At 65.3% G+C, this 20,335-nt stretch carries 18 protein-coding genes; 16 read left to right on the top strand and 2 right to left on the bottom strand.

From position 1 onward, the window contains the following. Positions 1–175 precede the first annotated feature (175 nt). The 7 genes from KVO92_RS11580 to KVO92_RS11550 all read left to right on the top strand — a co-directional run bounded on the left by KVO92_RS11580 (position 176) and on the right by KVO92_RS11550 (position 8,687). Complete coding sequence (locus KVO92_RS11580; RefSeq protein ID WP_217477233.1) at positions 176–1,297, top strand: MlaE family ABC transporter permease; 1,122 nt, start codon at positions 176–178, stop codon at positions 1,295–1,297. Then, complete coding sequence (locus tag KVO92_RS11575; RefSeq protein WP_217475798.1) at positions 1,294–2,082, top strand: ABC transporter ATP-binding protein; 789 nt, start codon at positions 1,294–1,296, stop codon at positions 2,080–2,082. Before KVO92_RS11580 ends, KVO92_RS11575 begins: the two co-directional genes overlap by 4 nt. 1 nt (position 2,083) lies before the next feature. Further along, positions 2,084–3,022, top strand: coding sequence for an MlaD family protein (locus tag KVO92_RS11570; protein WP_217475797.1), 939 nt, complete (start codon positions 2,084–2,086; stop codon positions 3,020–3,022). Further along, a complete protein-coding gene (locus KVO92_RS11565; protein WP_217475796.1) occupies positions 3,019–3,633 on the top strand; it encodes an ABC-type transport auxiliary lipoprotein family protein in 615 nt (204 codons plus the stop codon). Before KVO92_RS11570 ends, KVO92_RS11565 begins: the two co-directional genes overlap by 4 nt. Before the next feature lie 116 nt (positions 3,634–3,749). Further along, positions 3,750–4,826 carry an HlyD family secretion protein gene (locus KVO92_RS11560; protein WP_217475795.1) on the top strand — a complete coding sequence of 359 codons (1,077 nt, stop codon included), beginning with the start codon at positions 3,750–3,752 and terminating at the stop codon, positions 4,824–4,826. Beyond that, positions 4,823–7,558: a ribosome-associated ATPase/putative transporter RbbA gene (gene rbbA / locus KVO92_RS11555; protein WP_217475794.1), complete on the top strand. Its 2,736-nt coding sequence runs from the start codon at positions 4,823–4,825 to the stop codon at positions 7,556–7,558. Before KVO92_RS11560 ends, rbbA begins: the two co-directional genes overlap by 4 nt. A 1-nt stretch (position 7,559) precedes the next feature. Continuing rightward, positions 7,560–8,687, top strand: a complete 1,128-nt coding sequence (locus KVO92_RS11550; protein ID WP_217475793.1) for an ABC transporter permease — start codon at positions 7,560–7,562, stop codon at positions 8,685–8,687. On the opposite strand, the gene KVO92_RS11545 is transcribed toward KVO92_RS11550, so the two are convergent. After that, complete coding sequence (locus KVO92_RS11545; protein ID WP_217475792.1) at positions 8,684–8,944, bottom strand: hypothetical protein; 261 nt, start codon at positions 8,942–8,944, stop codon at positions 8,684–8,686. The genes KVO92_RS11550 and KVO92_RS11545 overlap by 4 nt on opposite strands. A 330-nt stretch (positions 8,945–9,274) precedes the next feature. Here KVO92_RS11545 and rfbB point away from each other — a divergent pair, with 330 nt between their 5' ends. The 9 genes from rfbB to dctM all read left to right on the top strand — a co-directional run bounded on the left by rfbB (position 9,275) and on the right by dctM (position 19,572). Further along, entirely contained in the window at positions 9,275–10,345 is a 1,071-nt protein-coding gene (rfbB, locus tag KVO92_RS11540) for a dTDP-glucose 4,6-dehydratase (RefSeq protein WP_217475791.1), read from the top strand. Next, positions 10,342–11,214, top strand: a complete 873-nt coding sequence (rfbA, locus tag KVO92_RS11535; protein ID WP_217475790.1) for a glucose-1-phosphate thymidylyltransferase RfbA — start codon at positions 10,342–10,344, stop codon at positions 11,212–11,214. Before rfbB ends, rfbA begins: the two co-directional genes overlap by 4 nt. After that, positions 11,211–11,756, top strand: coding sequence for a dTDP-4-dehydrorhamnose 3,5-epimerase (gene rfbC / locus KVO92_RS11530; RefSeq protein WP_217475789.1), 546 nt, complete (start codon positions 11,211–11,213; stop codon positions 11,754–11,756). The genes rfbA and rfbC overlap by 4 nt, the downstream gene beginning before the upstream one ends. Then, positions 11,753–12,664 carry a dTDP-4-dehydrorhamnose reductase gene (gene rfbD, locus KVO92_RS11525; protein WP_217475788.1) on the top strand — a complete coding sequence of 304 codons (912 nt, stop codon included), beginning with the start codon at positions 11,753–11,755 and terminating at the stop codon, positions 12,662–12,664. Before rfbC ends, rfbD begins: the two co-directional genes overlap by 4 nt. Before the next feature lie 89 nt (positions 12,665–12,753). Then, entirely contained in the window at positions 12,754–14,553 is a 1,800-nt protein-coding gene (locus KVO92_RS11520) for a sensor histidine kinase (protein WP_217475787.1), read from the top strand. Next, positions 14,549–15,946 (top strand): sigma-54-dependent transcriptional regulator, encoded by a 1,398-nt coding sequence (locus KVO92_RS11515; RefSeq protein ID WP_423836244.1) that lies wholly within the window; start codon positions 14,549–14,551, stop codon positions 15,944–15,946. Before KVO92_RS11520 ends, KVO92_RS11515 begins: the two co-directional genes overlap by 5 nt. Positions 15,947–16,452: 506 nt before the next feature. Continuing rightward, positions 16,453–17,448 carry a C4-dicarboxylate TRAP substrate-binding protein DctP gene (dctP, locus tag KVO92_RS11510; RefSeq protein ID WP_217475785.1) on the top strand — a complete coding sequence of 332 codons (996 nt, stop codon included), beginning with the start codon at positions 16,453–16,455 and terminating at the stop codon, positions 17,446–17,448. A gap of 217 nt (positions 17,449–17,665) precedes the next feature. Continuing rightward, a complete protein-coding gene (locus KVO92_RS11505; RefSeq protein WP_217475784.1) occupies positions 17,666–18,292 on the top strand; it encodes a TRAP transporter small permease in 627 nt (208 codons plus the stop codon). Then, positions 18,292–19,572 (top strand): C4-dicarboxylate TRAP transporter large permease protein DctM, encoded by a 1,281-nt coding sequence (gene dctM, locus KVO92_RS11500; protein WP_217475783.1) that lies wholly within the window; start codon positions 18,292–18,294, stop codon positions 19,570–19,572. The genes KVO92_RS11505 and dctM overlap by 1 nt, the downstream gene beginning before the upstream one ends. Positions 19,573–19,642: 70 nt before the next feature. On the opposite strand, the gene KVO92_RS11495 is transcribed toward dctM, so the two are convergent. Then, complete coding sequence (locus KVO92_RS11495; protein WP_217475782.1) at positions 19,643–20,251, bottom strand: 2OG-Fe(II) oxygenase; 609 nt, start codon at positions 20,249–20,251, stop codon at positions 19,643–19,645. Between the last annotated feature and the right edge of the window lie 84 nt (positions 20,252–20,335).

Genomic DNA, 20,335 nt, shown 5'->3' with positions numbered 1-20,335 from the left:
CCGGCCTGGCCGACCAACTGCCGCCGCGCGCGCCGCAACGGCTAAACGTAACCGCGCCATCGAGGTCCGAACTGATAGCATCAGTCATAACGCGACGATCAGGGCCTGTGCCGCTCATGCCCTTTTTACACCCAGGGATACCAATTTGACGCACCCCACTTCGCTGGCCGGCAGTCTGCAGCGACAACCCGCCCAGGATGCCGGCGCCGCCACGCTCACCGTTATAGGCGACTGGACGTTGCAGCACTATGCGACGCTGCGCCGCGAAGTCGAGCGAACGCGCCGCCAGGTGACCGACGCCGATCGGGTCGAGCTCGGCGCCATCGGCGAGCTGGACACCGCCGGGGCCGGCTTGCTGGTCGAGCTGATCGGGCCGGCGCGGGTCGCCCGGCTCGACGAATGGGCGCCGCAACTGGCCAGCGAGCGCCAGGCCCTGCTGCGTACCGTCGCCCACGCGCTGGACCAGCCTGAAGCCGAACAGGCGCCCGAGACCAATGGCCTGGCCGACGTCCTGGCACATATCGGCCGCACCGTCTCCGGCGTCTGGAATCAGCAACGCACCTTGCTCGGCTTCATCGGCCTGACGCTGCAGACGCTGTTCACGGTGCTGCCCAACCCTCGGCGCTGGCGCATCACCGCACTGGTCGCGCATATCGAGCAGACCGGCCTGGATGCCATCCCCATCGTCGCCCTGCTGACCTTTCTGGTCGGTGCGGTGGTGGCCTTCCTCGGCGCCACGGTGCTGGCCGACTTCGGCGCGACCATCTACACCGTCAATCTGGTCGCCTTTTCCTTCCTGCGCGAATTCGGCGTATTGCTGGCCGCCATTCTGCTCGCCGGGCGCACCGCCAGCGCCTTCGCCGCGCAGATCGGCGCGATGAAGTCCAACGAAGAGATCGACGCCATCCGCACCCTGGGCCTGAGCCCGATCGAGCTGCTGGTGCTGCCGCGGGTGCTGGCGATGCTGATCACCCTGCCGATCCTGACCTTCATCGGCATCCTCAGCGGCATCGTCGGTGGGCTGGTGGTCTGCTCGCTGGCGCTGGATATCTCGCCGACCATGTTCTTCACCATCCTGCAGCGCGACATCCCGCTCAATCACTTCCTGGTGGGCATCGGCAAGGCGCCGGTGTTTGCCTTCTTGATTGCCGTGATCGGTTGCCTGGAAGGCTTCAAGGCCAGCGGCAGCGCGCAGTCGGTGGGCGAGCACACCACCTCCAGCGTGGTGCAGTCGATCTTCATGGTGATCCTGCTCGACGCGGTGGCCGCGCTGTTCTTCATGGAGATGGGCTGGTGAACGCAGACGATCCCGTGATCCAGGTCCGTGGCCTGGTCAACCGTTTCGGCAAGCAGGCGGTGCACGTCAATCTGGACCTGGACATCCGCCGCGGCGAGATCCTCGGCGTGGTCGGTGGCTCCGGCACCGGCAAGTCGGTGCTCCTGCGCAGCATCGTCGGCCTGCGGCGGCCCAACGCCGGCAGCGTCAAGGTGTTTGGCGAAAACCTGCTGAAGCTCTCGACCCAGCGGCGCTCGGAAGTCGAGCGTCGCTTCGGCGTGCTGTTCCAGGGCGGCGCGCTGTTCACCTCGCTGAATCTGCAGGAGAACGTCGCCCTGCCGCTGATCGAGCACGCCGGGCTCAAGCGCAGGGATGCCGAACACCTGGCACGACAGAAATTGGCGCTGGCCGGGCTGCCACCCGAGGCGGCCTGCAAATACCCGGACGAACTGTCCGGCGGGATGGTCAAGCGCGCGGCGCTGGCCCGCGCGCTGGCGCTGGACCCGGAAGTGCTGTTTCTCGACGAGCCGACTGCCGGCCTCGACCCGATCGGCGCGGCCGCCTTCGACCAGCTGATCCTGACCCTGCGCGATGCGCTGGGTTTCAGCGTGTTCCTGGTCACCCATGACCTGGATACGCTCTACACCATCTGCGACCGTGTCGCGGTGCTGTCGCAGAAACGCGTGCTGGTGGTCGACACCCTCGAGACCGTCGCCGCCACCGACGATCCCTGGATCCGCGAATACTTTCACGGCCCTCGTGGCCGCGCCGCGCAGGATGCTGCGCTGAAGCTGGAGACGCCCTGAGATGGAAACCCGTGCCCATCATGTCCTGATCGGACTGTTCACCGTGGTCGCCGTCGGCTGCGCCCTGCTGTTCGCCCTCTGGCTGGGCAAGTCCAGCATGGACCGCGAGTACAGCTACTACGACATCGGCTTCAGCCAGGCCGTCAGCGGCCTGTCGAGCGGAAGTTCAGTGGAGTACAGCGGCATCAAGGTGGGCGATGTCGTCCAGCTGTGGCTGGAGCCGGACGATCCGCGCAAGGTTCGCGCACGCATCCGCGTCTATGGCGGCACGCCGATCAAGGCCGATACCCAGGCGCGTCTGGCGCTGGCCAACATCACCGGCAGCATGGTCATCCAGCTGCACGGCGGCACCCCGGAAAGCCCGCGCCTGAAAGGCGATCCGGACGACCCGCCGCTGATCATCGCCGACCCCTCCTCGCTCAGCGCGTTGCTGGAGAACGGCGAAGACCTGCTGAGCAACATCAATAACCTCTTGCTCAGCGCCAATCAGATCTTTTCCGAAGAAAACACCACGCGCCTGAGCCGCACGCTCGAGCACCTGGAACAGGCCACCAGCGTGCTGTCCGAGCAACGTGGCGACCTGGCGCGGACGCTCGAGCAGTTCAGCCAGCTGAGCCAGCAGGCCAATACCGTGATGGGTGAGCTGTCGAGCCTGGCGCACAACGCCAACGGGCTGCTCGACGAGCAGGGCCGCAGCGTGCTGGACAGCGCGGCGCACTCGATGAAGGCGCTGGACCGCACCACCGCCCGCCTGGATACGCTGCTGGAGGACAACCAGGGCGCGCTCAACAACGGCATGCAGGGCTTCAACGAACTGGGCCCGGCCATCAACGAGCTGCGCACCACCCTGGGCGCGCTGCGGCGCGTCACCCAGCGTCTGGAAGACAACCCCAGCGGCTTCCTGCTCGGCCGCGACAAACTGCAGGAGTTCACCCCATGAGCCTTCGCCATTCCCTGTCGCGCTTTGCGCTGCTCGGGCTGTTCAGCCTGCTCGCCGCCTGCTCGGTGCTGCCCGCATCCGAGACCTTGCGGATCTTTCTGTTGCCGACAACGCCCGTCGAGCCGCAGGCCAGCCAGCCGACCCGGCAACAGGCGCTGCGCATCAACACCCCCCAGGCCAGTCGCATCCTCTCCAGTCAGCGCATCGCCGTGGTCCCGCAGGGCAACGAGATCAGCGCCTACGGCGGCGCTCGCTGGAGCGATGCCGCTCCGGTGCTGCTGCGCGACCGCCTGATCGAAGCCTTCCAGCGTGACGGCCGGATGCCGTCGGTGAGCAACGAAGACGTCAATCTCTACGCCGACTACAGCCTGCACAGCGACCTTCGCGCGTTCCAGAGCGTCTATGTCGATGGCAAGCCGGTGGTGCTGATCACCCTGGATGCCCGGCTGGTCGACCGCAACACCCAGCACACGCTGGCCAACCGACGTTTCGAGGTCCGTCAGCCAGCCAGCGACACAGCCGTCGAGCAGGTGGTGGACGCGTTCGGCAAGGCCAGCGACCTGCTCAGCCGCGAAGTCGTCGACTGGACATTGGCGCACACCCAGCCGTAACCGGAGCAAATTCGCTGATCGTGGCGGTTACTCGCAGCAAAATTGATCCAGATTGGCATAGCCGTAATCTTTAACGCCTACCATGGTGCCCGGACTATCGTCGCGGGAGCCGTTACATGAGCCAGCCATCCAGCCGAACCCTGTTCAAGGCCTTGGCCGTTCTGGTCACGCTGAGCGTGATCGGCCTGCTGCTCTGGAACGAGCTACGCCCCAGCGGGCTGGGTGATGGCTTCGCGGCAGGAAACGGGCGCATCGAGGCCACCGAGATCGATGTCGCGACCAAGAGCCCGGGCCGGGTGCTGGAGATCCTCGTTGACGAAGGCGATTTCGTGCAGCCCGGCCAGGTCCTGGCGCGCATGGATACCGAGGTGTTGCAGGCGCAGCTCAACCAGGCGCGAGCGCAGCTTCGGCAGGGCGAGAATGCCATCCTCACCGCGCAGGCCATGGTCGCGCAGCGCGAAAGCGAGAAAGCCGCGGCCGAAGCCGGCGTGGCCCAACGCCAGGCCGAGCTGACCGCGGCGCGCAAACGCTATCAACGCACCGAAACCCTGGTGGCACGCAATGCGATGCCACGCCAGCAGCTCGATGACCATCTGGCTGCCCTGCAAAGCGCCGAGGCCGCGCTGGCGGCGGCGCGCTCCCAGGTACTGTCGACAACGGCGGGCATCGCCGCGGCGCGTTCGCAGGTCATCGAGGCGCAATCGGCCGTCGAGGCCGCACACGCCGGGGTCGATCGCCTGCAGGCGGATATCCGTGACAGCGAGCTGAAAAGCGACCGCCTGGCCCGCGTGCAGTATCGCGTGGCCCAACCTGGCGAAGTCCTCGGGGCGGGCGGCAGGCCGCTCAACCTGGTCGATCTGGCCGATGTCTACATGACCTTCTTTCTGCCCGAACGCCAGGCCGGCCGGGTAGCCATTGGCGCCGAGGCGCGCCTGGTGGTCGATGCGGCGCCGCAATACGTGATACCCGCCCGGATCAGCTACGTGGCCAGCGTGGCGCAGTTCACCCCCAAAACGGTGGAAACCGAGAGCGAGCGCGAGAAGCTTATGTTCCGGGTCAAGGCGCGGATCGATCCCGAGCTGCTGAGAAAGCACATGGAGCAGGTCAAGACCGGCCTGCCGGGTATGGCCTATTTGAAGCTGGATGCTGATGCCGAATGGCCGGCGCACCTGCAGATCAACGTCGGCCAATGAACCCGTCCTCTGTCCCCGTCGCCGAAGTCAGCGGCGTCAGCCTGCAATACGGCAAGACTCGTGCGCTGGACGACCTCAGCCTGAGCCTGCCGGCACGCTGCATGGTCGGGCTGATCGGCCCGGACGGGGTCGGCAAGTCCAGCCTGCTGGCGCTGATCGCCGGTGCGCGCCAGTTGCAGCAGGGCCAGGTGCGGGTGCTCGACGGCGACATGGGCGATGCGGGACACCGCCGCGCGGTCTGCCCGCGCATCGCCTACATGCCGCAGGGCCTGGGCAAGAACCTCTACCCGACGCTGACGGTGTTCGAAAACCTCGAGTTTTTCGGCCGCCTGTTCGGCCAGGGTGCCAACGAGCGTCGCGAACGCATCGCCGAGCTGACCCGCAGCACGGGCCTGGCAGCTTTCGTCGATCGCCCGGCCGGCAAGCTCTCCGGCGGCATGAAGCAGAAGCTGGGGCTCTGTTGCGCGTTGATCCACGATCCGGACCTGCTGATCCTCGATGAGCCAACCACCGGCGTCGACCCGTTGTCACGCAGCCAGTTCTGGGAGCTGATCGCACGCATTCGCCACGAGCGCCCGCAGATGAGCGTGCTGGTGGCCACCGCCTACATGGACGAAGCCCAGCGCTTCGATCATCTGGTGGCCATGGATGCCGGTCGTGTACTGGCCACCGGCACGCCGGCCGAACTCCTGGCCCGCACCGGCAGCGACTCGCTGGAGCAGGCTTTCATCCGCCTGCTGCCGGAAGCCAAGCGCAGCCAGCACCGCGCACTGGTCATCCCGCCGCAGCCGCCGAGCGATAGCATCGCCATCGAAGCCCAGGGGCTGACCATGCGTTTCGGCGATTTCGTCGCCGTCGATCGGGTCAACTTTCGCATCGCCCGCGGCGAGATCTTCGGCTTTCTCGGCTCCAACGGCTGCGGCAAGACCACCACCATGAAGATGCTCACCGGCCTGCTGCCGGCCAGCGAAGGCGAAGCCCTGCTGTTCGACAAGCCGGTCGATCCGCATGACATGCAGACCCGCCAACGGGTCGGCTATATGTCGCAGTCGTTTTCCCTCTACAGCGAGCTGACGGTCCGCCAGAACCTCGACCTGCATGCGCGGCTGTTCCACCTGCCCGCCGAGCGCCGCGGCCCGCGCGTGAGGGAAATGCTCGAGCGCTTCGACCTCGCCGCCGAAGCCGACAGCCTGCCGACCCGCCTGCCGCTGGGGGTACGCCAGCGGCTGTCGCTGGCGGTGGCGGTGATCCACAACCCGGAGATCCTGATCCTCGACGAGCCCACCTCCGACGTCGACCCGATCGCGCGCGACGGCTTCTGGGCGCTGCTGGTGCAGCTGTCGCGCGAGGACGGCGTGACCATTTTCATCTCCACCCACTTCATGAACGAGGCGCTGCGCTGCGACCGTATCTCGCTGATGCATGCCGGGCGCGTGCTCGACAGCGACACGCCGCAGGCCTTGATGGACAAGCGCGGGCTGCCGACGCTGGAACAGACCTTCATCGCCTATCTCGAGGAAGCCGCCGCAACCGGCACCGGCGATGCCGCCACCGCCGCTCCCGCCAGTACGCCTGCCCGCACGCCGCCGGCCGCGACCCGCCAGGCCCGCTTCAGCCTGCGTCGCCTGCTGAGCTACAGCCGCCGCGAAGCCATGGAGCTGCGCCGCGACCCGATCCGCACGACCCTGGCCATGCTCGGCGGTGTCATGCTGATGTTCATCATGGGCTACGGCGTCAGCTTCGATGTGGAGAACCTGACCTACGCCGTGCTCGACCGCGATCAGACCACCACCAGCCAGCACTATCTGCTGAACATCGCCGGTTCACGCTATTTCGTGGAGCGGCCCCCATTGGCCAGCCATGCCGACCTTGACCGGCGCTTGCGCAGCGGCGACATCAGCCTGGCGGTGGAGATCCCGCCGAACTTCGGCCGCGACCTCAAGCGCGGGGCGGTCCCGCAGGTCGCGTTCTGGATCGATGGCGCCATGCCGATGCGCGCCGACACCATCAAAGGCTACGTGCAGGGAATGCACCTGAGCTATCTGCAGCAGCTGGCGCGGGAAAACGGAGTCCGCGGGCAGCTTTCGCCCGCCGACGTGGCCATCCGTTATCGCTACAACCCCGATGTGCAAAGCCTGCCGGCCATGGTCCCGGCGATGATTCCGCTGCTCTTGATGATGATCCCGGCCATGCTCACCGCCCTCGGTGTGGTGCGCGAGAAAGAGCTGGGGTCGATCACCAACTTCTACGTCACCCCGACCACCCGTCTCGAGTTTCTGCTCGGCAAGCAGCTGCCCTACATCGCCCTGGGCCTGTTCAACTTCGCGACCCTGGCACTGCTGGCGGTACTGGTGTTCGGCATCCCGATCAAGGGCAGTCTCCTGACGCTCTGCCTCGGTGCGCTGCTCTACGTCACCTGCGCCACCGGCCTGGGCCTGCTGATGTCATCGATCCTCAACAGCCAGATCGCGGCCATCTTCGGCACCACCATCGTGACGCTGCTGCCCGCTATCCAGTTTTCCGGCTTGATCCATCCGGTCTCGGCCATGGAGGGTGTCGGCGCCTTTCTCGGCAAGCTCTACCCCACCAGCCACTTCCTCATCATCAGCCGCGGTGTGTTCTCCAAGGGACTGGGCCTGATCGAGCTGTACCCCTATTTCATTCCCATGCTGCTGGCCATTCCGCTGCTGACCCTGATCAGCGTCGCCGGCCTGCGCAAGCAGGAGAAATGACATGGGCGACCTGCGACGCAAGCTCGGCAACATCGTCCAGCTCGGCCTCAAGGAGCTGCGCAGTCTCTACCGCGACCCGGCGATGCTGGTGCTGATCCTCTATTCGTTCACCCTGGCGATCTACGAAGGGGCCACGGCAGTCCCCGAGGCGCCACACCGCGCCAGCATCGCCGTGGTCGATGAGGACCGCTCGCCGGCCTCGTTGCGCATCGTCAATGCCTTCCAGCTGCCGTATTTCATCGCGCCGAAGGCCATCACCCTGCAGCAAATGGACCGCGGCATGGACGCCGGCCTGTACACCTTCACCCTGAACATTCCGCCGGATTTCCAGGCGGACCTGCTGGCCGGCCGCCAACCGACGCTGCAGCTCAATGTCGACGCTACCCAGGTCAGCCAGGCCTTTACCGGTGCCGGGCATATTCAGCAGATCATCGCCAGCGAGACCGCCGAATTCGTCAGCCGATACCGCAGCAACGAGGCCTACCCGGTCGAGGCGGTGGTGCGCACGGCGTTCAACCCCAACCTGAGCCGTGCGTGGTTCGGTGCGGTGAACGAGGTCATCAACCAGATCACAATGCTGGCGATCATACTGACCGGCGCCGCGCTGATCCGCGAGCGCGAGCACGGCACCATCGAACACCTGCTGGTCATGCCGGTGACGCCGTTCGAGATCATGGTCGGCAAGGTCTGGGCGATGGGGCTGGTGGTACTGGCCGCGGCGGCTTTCGCCCTGCGCTTCGTGGTGGAGGGATGGCTCGACATTCCGATCCAGGGCTCGTTGCTGTTGTTCGCCTGCGGCGCCGCCCTGCACCTGTTCGCCGCCACATCCATGGGCATCTTCTTCGGCACGGTGGCGCGCTCGATGCCGCAGTTGGGCTTGCTGGTGATCCTGACGCTGATTCCGCTGCAGATCCTCTCCGGGGGTGTCACCCCGCGCGAGAGCATGCCCGACGCGGTTCAGCACATCATGCTGGTGGCACCGACCACGCATTTCGTCGAGTTGGCCCAGGCGATTCTCTTCCGTGGGGCAGGCTTGCCGGTCATCTGGCCGCAGCTCTCGGCGCTGCTGGCCATCGGCACGGTGTTCTTCCTCGGCGCGCTGTCGCGCTTGCGGGTGTCCTTGCGCTAGCGGCCGACCAGGGGCTCGCCGGCCCGATCCGCGCCGCTGCTCTCGGGCGCCTCGAGGCCGAACGCCGACAACTGCTGGCCGAACGCCGATTGCAACGCCGCGACGCGGGACACCATGCGCCGGCTGGCGATGCGCACGGCCGGATCTTCACTGGCCATCAGTTCCAGGGAGAAGCACGTCAGGGCCTCGGAAAGCTGCGTAACGCTGTGTGCGGTAAGGTTCAGCAGCTCAGCGAGCTGGTCGTGACGGATAGGCATTCCATTGCGTCCGGTGGCGAAAAGTCGACGCGATAGTACTCAATTACATCGACCACGCCATGCATCTGTTCGCCATTCGCAGAATTTTTTCTGCGCCGGTGCGAGCCGGCCGTGGCAACTGGCCAAGGCGCATGACACCGTCTGCTCCGCGGCGTCGCGCAACCTCGCGATGGCGCGTCAGTCCTCGTCCGCCAGCGCCGGCGCTCAGGTTTTTCCAGCTCCCCGGCGCGCTGCGCACCCTGCCTGGGAATTTTTATATTTTCGACAGGTCTATCCTGCCGACATGCCAAGAGCCTGTTGCTCTGTAGCGCGCCAAGGAAGCCTTCAATCATGCGCATTCTCGTTACCGGCGGAGCCGGATTTATCGGCTCTGCTCTGATCCGCCATCTCATTCAGGACACCGAGCACAGCGTCCTCAACCTGGACAAGCTGACCTACGCCGGCAACCTCGAGTCGTTGGCCGAAGTCGAAACCAGTGATCGTTATCGGTTCCTGCAAGCCGACATCGCCGACCGTGAGCGGGTGAGCGAAGCGCTGCTGGAATTCCAGCCGGACGCCATCATGCACCTGGCCGCCGAGTCCCACGTCGATCGCTCCATCGACGGCCCGGCGGAATTCATCCAGACCAACATCGTCGGCACCTATCAGCTGCTCGAAGCGGCTCGTGCCTACTGGCAGACGCTGCCGGTCGAACGTCGCGAGGCCTTCCGCTTCCACCACATTTCCACTGACGAGGTGTACGGCGACCTGCACGGCGTGGACGACCTGTTCACCGAGACCACGCCCTACGCGCCCAGCTCGCCCTACTCGGCCAGCAAGGCCTCCTCGGATCACCTGGTGCGCGCCTGGCAGCGCACCTACGGCCTGCCGGTGCTGATCACCAACTGCTCGAACAACTACGGGCCCTATCACTTCCCCGAGAAGCTGATCCCGCTGGTGATCCTCAATGCACTCGATGGCAAACCGCTGCCGGTCTACGGCAACGGCACCCAGGTGCGCGACTGGCTGTTCGTCGAAGACCATGCGCGTGCCCTGTTCAAGGTGGTCAGCGAAGGCAAGGTCGGCGAAACCTACAACATCGGCGGCCACAACGAGCAGAAGAACATCGACGTGGTACGCGGCATCTGTGCCCTGCTCGAAGGGCTGGCCCCGAGCAAGCCCGCTGGCGTGGCGCGCTTCGAAGACCTCATCACCTTCGTCAAGGACCGCCCCGGCCACGACCTGCGCTACGCCATCGACGCCAGCAAGATCGAGCGCGAGCTCGGCTGGGTCCCGCAGGAAACCTTCGAAACCGGCCTGCGCAAGACCGTGCAGTGGTACCTGAACAACCTCGAATGGTGCCGTCGCGTTCAGGACGGTAGCTATCAACGCGAGCGCCTCGGCGCCCTGGAGACCGCATGAAAGGAATCATCCTCGCCGGAGGCTCCGGCACCCGTCTGCACCCCATCACCCTGGGCGTATCCAAGCAGTTGCTGCCGATCTACGACAAACCCATGGCCTACTACCCGATCTCGGTGCTGATGCTGGCCGGGATCCGCGACATCCTCGTCATCTCGACGCCGCAGGACCTGCCGCAATACCAGAACCTGCTGGGCGACGGCAGCCAGTTCGGCGTCCGCTTCAGCTATGCCGAGCAGCCTTCGCCGGACGGCCTGGCGCAGGCCTTCCTGATCGGTGAAGAGTTCATCGGCGATGACTCGGTGTGCCTGATCCTCGGCGACAACATCTTCCACGGCCAGCACTTCACCGAGAAGCTGCAGCGTGCTTCCCGTCAGGAAAAGGGTGCGACCGTGTTCGGTTACTGGGTCAAGGACCCGGAGCGCTTCGGCGTGATCGATTTCGACGAGAGTGGCAAGGCCCTTTCCATCGAAGAAAAACCGGCCAAGCCCAAGTCCAGCTACGCGGTGACCGGCCTGTACTTCTACGACAACGATGTGGTCGAGATCGCCAAGTCGATCAAGCCCTCGCCCCGCGGCGAGCTGGAGATCACCGACGTCAACATGGCCTACCTCAAGCGCGGCGACCTCAATGTCGAGCGGTTCGGCCGTGGCTTCGCCTGGCTCGACACCGGTACCCACGACAGCCTGCTCGAGGCCTCGCAGTACGTGCAGACCATCGAACATCGGCAGGGCCTGAAGGTCGCCTGTCTGGAAGAAATCGCCTACCAGCACAAGTGGATCGACCGCGAGCAGCTGCTGCAGCGCGCCGACGCCCTGGGCAAGACCGGTTATGGCCAGTACCTGTTCAAGTTGGCCGGTGAAGACGCATGAAGGTCGTCGAAACCGCCATTCCCGATGTGCTGATCATCGAGCCCAAGGTATTTGGTGACGAGCGCGGCTTCTTCTACGAGAGCTTCAACGCGGCCGCCTTCGAGGCCGCGACCGGCATCAAACGCAGCTTCGTGCAGGATAACCACTCCAAATCCCAGCGCGGCGTGCTGCGCGGGCTGCACTACCAGATCCAGCAACCGCAGGGAAAACTGGTGCGCGTGGTGGCCGGGGAAGTGTTCGACGTCGCGGTCGATCTGCGCAAAAGCTCACCAAGTTTCGGCCGCTGGGTCGGTACTCACCTGAGCGCGGAGAACCGCCGCCAGCTGTGGATCCCGGAAGGCTTCGCGCACGGCTTCGTGGTGCTCAGCGAGAGTGCCGAGTTCCTGTACAAGACCACCGATTACTATGCGCCGGCCCATGAGCGCTCGCTGCTCTGGAACGACCCGCAGATCGGCATCGACTGGCCATTCACCGAGCCGCCGCAACTGTCGCAGAAGGATATCGACGGCAAGGTGTTGAGCGAGGCGGAGTTGTTCGCATGAAAATCCTCATCACCGGTAGCAAGGGGCAACTGTCTCAGGCACTGCAGCGGACGCTCGCCGGTGAGGGGAAGGTGCTCGCGCTGGGCCACAAGGCACTCGACCTGGCGGAACCGGCGCAGATTCGTCAGCAGATCCGCTTGCTCAGCCCTGACCTGATCATCAATGCCGCCGCCTACACGGCGGTCGATCCGGCCCAGGACAACCGCGAGCGGGCCTTCGCCGTCAACGCCATCGGTCCCGGCGTGCTGGCCGAGGAAGCCGCGGCGCTTGGCGTGCCGCTGATCCATTACTCCACCGACTATGTCTTCGACGGGCGCAAACCCGGCCCCTACGAAGAGACCGATCAGCCGGCGCCGCTCAGCGTCTACGGCGCGAGCAAACTGGCCGGTGAGCAGGCGATTCAGGCAGTGGGCGGCAAGCACCTGATCCTGCGCACCAGCTGGGTCTACTCGTTGCAAGGCAGCAACTTCCTGCTGACCATGCAGCGGCTGCTGCAGGAACGCGATTCGCTGTCGGTGGTATCCGATGAAATCGGCGCGCCAACCTGGGCCGACACCATCGCCAGCACCACGGCGGCGATGGTCCGCAAATGGCGGGCAGGAACCGGCGGCCCGGACGGTCTGTACCACCTGACCGCGATTGGCGAGACCTCCTGGTATGGCTTCGCCTGCAGCATTGCCCAGCACCTGCAACAGCAAGGCCTGCTGCGCGCCAGGCTCGAACCGATCCTGTCCAGCAACTACCCGACGGCGGCGCAACGGCCGCTCAACTCGCGCCTGAGCTGTGCGCGTTTGCAGCGCGACTGGGGCATTGAACTGCCCGACTGGGAGACCGCGCTGCATCAGTGCCTGGCGGGTGTATACGGCGCCCAGGCCGGTCAGACCACCCCCTCGGTCCAGAGCGTCTAGATCAGCGTCGGCCGCCGCCGTCTCTCAGTACCCGGCGCTCGCAACAAGTTGAACGTGCATAATGTCGCCCGAATCACAGGCGCATCGGCATGACCTCACCTCTTCCCCCCCGCCGCCCACGCTGGCGCAACCTGGCCCTGCTGGCACTGCTGCTGGCACCGCTGCTGTGGCCGTTGCAGCAACTGGCCGAGCGTTATTACAGCAACGAGCTGATCGAACAGAATCGCCAGACCCTCGACCTCTACGTCGCCAACCTGCTCGGCTCGCTGCGCCGCTACGAGGTGCTGCCGCGCATCCTGGGCGACCTGCCGACGCTACGCACGGCGCTGCGTGAACCGGACAGCCCGGCCGTAAAGGACCAGGCCAACCGCTTGCTGAGCCAGTTGCGCAGGGAGACCGGCGCCGACGTCATCTACCTGATGGCACCGGACGGCGAAACCCTCGCGGCCTCCAACTGGAACGACGAAGACAGCTTCGTCGGGCGCAACTTCGCCTTTCGTCCCTACTTCCGCGAGGCCATGGCCGGCAAGCTGGGCCGCTTCTTCGGCCTCGGCACGACCTCGGGCAAACGTGGCTACTACTTTGGCGCGGCCGTGCGTGATGGCGACCAGGTGCTCGGCGTACTGGTGGTCAAGGTGGATCTGGACCACACCGAGACCCTGTGGGGCAGCACGCCCGAACAGCTGATGGTCACCGATAACTTCGGCGTGGTGATACTGACCTCCAAGCCCGAATGGCGATTCCGCGCCAGTCGCGCGCTGGATGCCGACGAACGTGAGCAGATCGCCTCCGAGCGGCCCTATCCGACCCTCGATCCCCAGCTGCTCACCCTCGACATCGACGCCTGGCTGATCCAGAGCCGGGAGCTCAAGGAAACCGGCTGGACGGTGCGCATTCTGGCGCCGATCAGCCTGGTCGAGCGCCCGGTGCAAACCGTCGTGGCCATCGGCGCCGCCACCCTCGCTGCGCTGTTGCTGCTGCTCGGCCTGCTGATGCAACGCCGCCGCCACTACCTGGAACGTATCGCCCTGGATGCCAAGGCGCGCCAGCAACTCGAGCGCCGCGTACAGGAGCGGACCCAGGATCTGGAAGCGCTGAACAGCCGGCTCAAGGAAGAAGTGCTGGAACGCGAGCAAGCCCAGCAGGAGCTGGTCCGCGCACAGGACGAGCTGCTGCAGGCCGGTAAACTGTCGGCGCTGGGCACCATGTCGGCGAGCATCAGCCATGAACTCAATCAACCGCTGGGCGCGATTCGCAGCTACGCCGACAACGCGGGGGTGCTGCTCGATCAACAACGCAACGAGGAAGCCCGTGACAACCTCCGGCTGATCAGCGAGCTGACCGCCCGAATGGCCTCGATCATCGCGCACCTGCGCGCCTTCGCTCGCCGTGACCGCCACGCGCCGGAGCGGGTGGCCCTGCAACCGGCTCTGGACGATGCGCTGGCCTTGCTGGCCAAACGCAGACAAGCCATGGGCGTCGAGCTGATCCGTGATCTGCCGGATGCAACGTTGTGGGTCCAGGCCGGCGAGACCCGCCTGCGCCAGATCCTGTCCAACCTGCTCGCCAATGCGCTGGATGCGCTCAATGAGCGCCCCCCGGTACGACGTATCTGGTTGCGCGCCGAGCGCCAGGGCGACGGCGTGCTGCTGACCCTGCGCGACAACGGCCCCGGGTTCTCGGCCGACGCGCTGCAACGCGCCCGCGAGCCCTTCTTCACCACCAAGACCAGCGCTCAGGGCCTCGGCCTGGGGTTGGCCATCTGCGATACCCTGACACGCGCCCTGGGCGGCGAGCTGACCCTGGCCAATCACCCCGAGGGCGGCGCTCAGCTCAGTCTCTATCTGCGATCCGCCGACCCCGGCGTCGCCTTTCCCAGCGAGGATTAGCATGACCAGTCAGATCGACCCGCAGTATCAGGTAGTCCTGGTCGACGACGATCCCCACCTGCGCAAGGCACTGAGCCAGACCCTCGATCTGGCCGGGCTCAAGGTGCTCAGTCTCGGCGATGCGCGCGGCTTGCCGGCGATGCTGCCACCGGACTGGGCTGGCGTGGTGGTCAGCGACATTCGCATGCCGGGGCTCGATGGGCTTGAACTGCAACAGCAGTTGCATGCGCTGGACAGCGAATTGCCGGTGCTGCTGATCACCGGCCATGGCGACATCCAGCTGGCGGTGCAGGCCATGCGCGCCGGGGCCTATGACTTCCTCGAAAAGCCCTTTCCCAGCGAGGCGTTGCTCGATGGCGTGCGCCGCGCCCTGGCCCTGCGCCAGCTGGTGCTCGACAACCGCAGCCTGCGCCTGGCGCTGGCCGACCGTCAGCAACTGTCGGCGCGCCTGCTCGGCCAGTCACCCGCCATGCAGCGCCTGCGCGAACAGATCGGCGCCCTCGCCGGCACCCAGGCCGATGTGCTGATCCTCGGCGAAACCGGCGCCGGCAAGGAGGTGGTCGCCCGCGCGCTGCATGATCTGTCCAGCCGTCGTGACGGGCCTTTCGTCGCCATCAATGCCGGCGCGCTGGCTGAATCGGTGGTCGAGAGCGAGCTCTTCGGGCACGAGGCCGGTGCCTTCACCGGCGCGCAGAAACGTCGCATCGGCAAGTTCGAATTCGCTAACGGCGGCACCCTGTTTCTCGATGAGATCGAGAGCATGAGCCTGGATGTGCAGGTGAAGCTGCTGCGCATGCTGCAGGAGCGGGTGGTCGAGCGGCTGGGCGGCAACCAGTCGATCGCGCTGGATATTCGCGTCATCGCCGCGACCAAGGAAGACCTGCGCCACGCCGCCGACCAGGGGCGCTTCCGCGCCGACCTCTACTACCGGCTGAACGTCGCCCCGTTGCGCATTCCGCCGTTGCGCGAGCGCAGCGAGGACCTGCTGTTCCTGTTCCAGCACTTCGCTGAGACCGCGGCCAGTCGCCATGGCCTGCCGATCCGCGAGCTGCGCCCGGAGCAACGCGCGCAACTGCTCCGGCACGCCTGGCCGGGCAATGTCCGCGAGCTGCAGAACACGGCCGAGCGCTTCGCCCTGGGCCTCGAACTCGGCCTGGAAGATCCGGCCCAGCGCACCGCCGGGACGTCGGCCGCGACCGCCACAACGCTCAACGAGCAGGTCGAGGCCTTCGAACGCGCGCTGATTGCCGCCGAACTGTCACGCTCTCACAGCTCGTTGCGCAGTGTCGCCGAAGCACTCGGCCTGCCGCGCAAGACGCTGCACGACAAGCTGCGCAAGCACGGCCTGGTGTTCAGCGATGCTGGCGGAACCTCGCCGGATGAGGACGAATAGCTGGCGGATTTCCGCCACGTCCTGCCGAGGCGATACCGATCCGGCGCAGGCCCGCTGCGGCCCAGGCGCGAGCCCGCGTAGGCCCAACACCGGGGCTTTCGCCGACGGCGAAGCCAGGCTTGTTCAATGATGAATGTCAGCGGTCGACGAGGCCGGGTAGAGTCCCTGCACGATGCATCGATCGAGACGCCGAAGCAGCCAACAGGCCACGAGAATGCGCCATCTCACCGTTCTTCATGACCCGCCTAACGCGGCAAACCTGCGGGCCAGACGGGCTGGCTGAGAAATACTCGTCAGTATTTTGCCATCATGCGGGTAAACTCCCGCGTCACGGTAGCAGCGCGCCATAACCATTGGCACACCCTTTGCTCTACCTGACACGATGGACCGGTGGTACGAGCCGATACGGGCGCAGGTTGCTCAATGACGCCTAGACTTGTCTTGCTGGTTACAGCCGAGCCGATCGCCAACGCGGCGGCTCACTTCACAACAAGAGGAAAACAACAATGTTCAAACTGACCGCCACCGCGCTCGCCTGCGCCCTGTCCCTAGGCATGGCCACGCTGGCTCAGGCCGCAGACCCGATCATCATCAAGTTCTCCCACGTGGTTGCTGACAGCACGCCGAAGGGCCAGGGCGCACTGATGTTCAAGAAACTGGTCGAGGAGCGTCTGCCCGGCAAGGTCGAGGTCCAGGTCTACCCGAACTCCTCGCTGTTCGGCGACGGCAAGGAAATGGAAGCGCTGCTGCTGGGCGACGTCCAGTTGATCGCCCCTTCGCTGGCCAAGTTCGAGCAGTACACCAAGCAGCTGCAGGTGTTCGACCTGCCGTTCCTGTTCGATGACATGGCCGCGGTCGACCGCTTCCAGAAGAGCGATAAAGGCCAGGCTCTGCTGACCTCCATGGTCGACAAGAACATTACCGGTCTGGCGTACTGGCACAACGGCTTGAAGCAGCTGTCGGCCAACAAGGAATTGCGTGAGCCGAAGGATGCGCGTGGCCTGAAGTTCCGCGTGCAGGCGTCCCAGGTGCTCGAGGAGCAGTTCAAGGCCGTGCGCGCCAACCCGCGCAAGATGAGCTTCGCCGAGGTCTACCAGGGCCTGCAGACCGGCGTCGTCAACGGTGCCGAGAACCCCTACTCGAACATCTACTCGCAGAAGATGCACGAGGTGCAGAAGCACATCACCGAGTCCAACCACGGCTTGCTGGACTACATGCTGATCACCAACACCAAGTTCTGGAACGGTCTGCCGGACGACGTGCGCTCGGAACTGAACGAGATCATCGGCGAGGTGACCGTCGAAGTGAACAAGCAGGCTGATGACCTGAACAAGCAGGCCAAGCAGCAGATCCTCGATGCCGGTACGACTGAAATTCTGGTCCTGACCCCGGAAGAGCGTGCCAAGTGGCGTGAAGCCATGAAGCCGGTCTGGAAGAAGTTCGAAGGCGAGATCGGCGCTGACCTGATCAAAGCCGCCGACGCCTCCAACAAGGCCGAGTAAGCATCACCGGAGGGCGGCCACCCGCCCTCCACCCCCGTTGCGGTACTGACAGCGCACCGGAGGCACGCGACAAACCGGCGCAACGACGGATCGATCTCCGCCGCTGCGCCACTACAACAAGCGTGTCCTGATCCTGTCGCCCGGTTACCAGACCGGCTTATGGCGCACAGTGCGTACGCCCATCGAATCCAATGCATTTCATCGGGAGATGTCATCCATGAACGCCCTCTGGCGCGTCTGGGACCACTTCGAGGAAGGCTTCATCGCCTTCTTGCTGGCCGCCATGACTCTGGTGACCTTTGTTTATGTGGTCTTGAACAACCTCTACACCGTTTTCTATTCGCTGGGGGACACCATTCCCGCCGCGGAAGACTTCTTCTTTGCCGCCGGTGATTTCATCATCGGCCTAGCGCAGTCCATGACCTGGAGTTCGGCGCTCACCCGGGCGCTGTTCGCCTGGCTGATCTTCTCCGGCCTGGCCTATGGCGTGCGCACCGCCGGCCACATCGGCGTCGATGCGCTGGTCAAGCTCGCCCCGCGCAACATCCAGCGCTACATCGGCGTAATCGCCTGCCTGTTCTGCCTGGGCTACGCCGGCCTGATCACCGTGGCGAGCTTCGAGTGGATCCAGACGCTGTTCACGGCCGGTATCGGCGCTGAAGATCTCGGCCATATCGGCGTCAAGCAATGGCAGATCGGCATGATCGTGCCGATCGGCTTTGCCATGGTCTTCATTCGATTCGCAGAGATCCTGGTGCGCATCCTGCGCAACGATCAGACCGGACTGGGCCTGGCCGACGAAGCCGCCGAAGCGGCCCGTCTCGGTGAAGAGGAGCCGAAGTAATGACTATCCTGTTCCTCTTCCTGGCGCTGTTTGCACTGATGTTCATCGGCGTCCCGGTGGCCATCTCCCTCGGCCTGGCCGGTTCGCTGACGATCATGTTCTTCAGCCCCGACTCGGTACGCTCGCTGGCGATCAAGCTGTTCGAAACGTCCGAACACTACACCCTGCTGGCGATTCCGTTCTTCCTGCTGGCCGGTGCCTTCATGACCACCGGTGGCGTGGCCAAGCGCCTGATCGACTTCGCCAACGCCACCGTCGGTCACATCCGCGGCGGCCTAGCCATCGGTGCCGTGATGGCCTGCATGCTGTTCGCCGCGCTGTCCGGCTCGTCGCCGGCGACCGTGGCCGCGGTCGGCTCCATCGCCATCGCCGGCATGGTCCGCTCGGGCTACCCGCAGGCCTTTGGCGCGGGCATTGTCTGCAACGCCGGCACCCTGGGCATCCTGATCCCGCCGTCGATCGTCATGGTGGTCTACGCCGCCGCGACCGAAACCTCGGTGGGCAAGCTGTTCATGGCGGGCGTGGTGCCGGGCATCCTGCTGGGCGTCGGCCTGATGGTGGCGATCTACATCGTCGCGGTGAAGAAGAAGCTGCCGGCCATGCCGCGGGCGACCTTCCGCCAGTGGCTGTCCTCGGCTCGCCAGGCGCTGTGGGGCCTGCTGTTGATGGTGATCATCCTCGGCGGCATCTACTCGGGCATGTTCACGCCGACCGAAGCCGCCGCCGTGGCCGCGGTCTACTCCGCCTTCATCGCGCTGTTCGTCTACAAGGACATCACCCTGCGCGACTGCCCGAAGGTGCTGCTGGAGTCGGGCAAGCTGACCATCATGCTGATGTTCATCATCGCCAACGCCATGCTCTTCGCCCACGTGCTGACCACCGAGCAGCTGCCCCAGCAGATCACCGCCATGGTCCTCGAGGCCGGGCTGCAGCCCTGGATGTTCCTGCTGGTCGTCAACATCGTGCTGCTGGTAGCCGGTGCCTTCATGGAGCCGTCGGCGATCATCCTGATCCTGGCGCCGATCCTGTTCCCGATCGCTATTCAGCTGGGCATCGACCCGATCCACCTCGGCATCATCATGGTGGTGAACATGGAAATCGGCCTGATCACGCCACCGGTGGGGCTGAACCTGTTCGTCGCCTCGGCCGTGACCGGCATGCCGGTCACCCAGGTGATCCGCGCCGTGCTGCCATGGCTGGCGCTGATGATGGCGTTCCTGGTGCTGATTACCTATGTGCCGATGATCTCCCTAGGCCTGCCTAGCCTGCTGGGGATGTAGCCGCGTCGATCGATTGCTCTCAGCCCGGCCCAGTGCCGGGCTTTTTCATGCACCATCGTTTGCTGTCTGGTCAGAGCGCCAGCACGTCCACCGGACGCCGGCGAAACCAGCCGGTCAACGACAGTCGTTCGGCCTGGGTCACCAGCACCTCGTGGGGGAAATCGCCGGACAGGAACATCAGCAGATCGCCGGCCAGCGGTGCGATATCGAAGCTCGACGCATCGGGGAGATACAGGCGCAACTCGCCGCCATCAGCCGGCTGCCAGTCCGGATTCAGGTAGACGACTGCGGTGACGCATCGGCTGTCGTCATCACGGAACCGATCCAGATGAGTCTGGTAGAAGGCGCCCGGCGGATAGAGCGCGAAGTGGCATTCGAACTCCTCAAGACCGAGGAACAGCTCGCGGTTGAGCGTCTGGCGCAATTGATCCATCAGCGCCAGATAGGCATCGCACACCTGCGCCTGCCCTTCTTCCAGCCAGTGGATATGGTCGCCTCGGATGCCTTCGCGCACCGCCTGCTCTTCGCCGCGACCGACGCCGGCCGGCGCCAGCGCCCCTTCGGCATAGCGTCTGCGGCACTCGTCGGCCAGCTTTTGGGTCACATCCTGTGCAAGGAAGGCACTCTGCAACGACCAGCCGCGTGCGGCCAGGTCATCAATGATCGTGGAGAACGGCAAGAACGGTGACTCCAGTGGGTCGGATGGCGTTTCCCCTGCGGCCCAGGCGGGCCCGCGGAAACCGTCGCTGAGTCTAGCAGCAGT

The sequence above is a fragment of the Stutzerimonas stutzeri genome, from assembly GCF_019090095.1.
In the GTDB taxonomy this organism is placed as follows: domain Bacteria; phylum Pseudomonadota; class Gammaproteobacteria; order Pseudomonadales; family Pseudomonadaceae; genus Stutzerimonas; species Stutzerimonas stutzeri_AN.
The sequence above is the reverse complement of the archived record's forward strand: the minus strand, read 5'-3'. Positions and strand labels throughout refer to the sequence as shown.